This window comes from Streptococcus infantis (assembly GCF_015546995.1).
Taxonomy (GTDB): domain Bacteria; phylum Bacillota; class Bacilli; order Lactobacillales; family Streptococcaceae; genus Streptococcus; species Streptococcus infantis_J.
In genome coordinates this window covers 1-1,012 of sequence record NZ_JADMUH010000046.1, presented here as the reverse complement: position 1 = coordinate 1,012, position 1,012 = coordinate 1, and the positions used below count along the sequence as shown (strand labels likewise).

General features: G+C 44.3%; 2 rRNA genes. Both read left to right on the top strand.

Annotated elements, in window-relative coordinates:
- Positions 1–469: ribosomal RNA gene (locus tag I1J71_RS08595) — 23S ribosomal RNA — on the top strand; the annotation flags it as partial.
- Between the two features lie 49 nt (positions 470–518).
- Positions 519–632: ribosomal RNA gene (rrf, locus tag I1J71_RS08590) — 5S ribosomal RNA — on the top strand.
- Positions 633–1,012: the final 380 nt, after the last annotated feature.

Sequence of the window (1,012 nt, the reverse complement as noted above, 5' to 3'; positions counted from 1 at the left end):
GATAAAAGCTACCCTGGGGATAACAGGCTGATCTCGCCCAAGAGTTCACATCGACGGCGAGGTTTGGCACCTCGATGTCGGCTCATCGCATCCTGGAGCTGAATTCGGTTCCAAGGGTTGGGCTGTCCGCCCATTAAAGCGGTACGCGAGCTGGGTTCAGAACGTCGTGAGACAGTTCGGTCCCTATCTGTTGTGGGCGAAGGAGATTTGAGGAGAGCTGTCCTTAGTACGAGAGGACCGGGATGGACCTACCGCTGGTGCACCGGTTGTTCCGCCAGGAGCATAGCCGGGTAGCTAAGTAGGGAAGGGATAAGCGCTGAAAGCATCTAAGCGCGAAGCCTACTCCAAGATGAGATCTCCCATTCGCAAGAAGTAAGACCCCTTGAAGACGACGAGGTAGATAGGTCAGGGATGGAAGCATAGCGATATGTGAAGTTGACTGATACTAATAGGTCGAGGACTTAATCACAAGAAATGTTTGGACTGTTATTCAGTTTTGAGGGATGGACCTCAAGCGATCTGGTGATGAAAGCGAAGTGGACACACCTGTACTCATCCCGAACACAGAAGTTAAGCACTTCAGCGGCGACAATAGCTGGACGAGCTCCAGTAAAGATAGCACGTTGCCAGGTAGGAAGACCTGTTCTGAGAAGGACAGGTTTTTTTCTATATAGAGGTAGAAAGCCAAAAATATCCCTCATAAAAGGCCTCCTTTCCATTTTGAGGAAAACGTAGTGCAAGGCCGTTATTGACAATTCGTTATTTCTAATATTTTGTATGAAGCATTAAAAAAACAAGATGAACACTCGTGATTACATATCATCATTTTATCTTATACAGAAATCGTTTTAGAAATTCCTTTTTCTATTTTTAATGTGTTATAATGCACAAGTTATATGAAGGGAAGTGCCAATGATGTCAATTTCAACAGATATATTGCATCAAATGGAAATTCTGAAGTATGCGGGTGCTGTAGATAGAGAAAATGAAATATTATATTTATCATCTTACA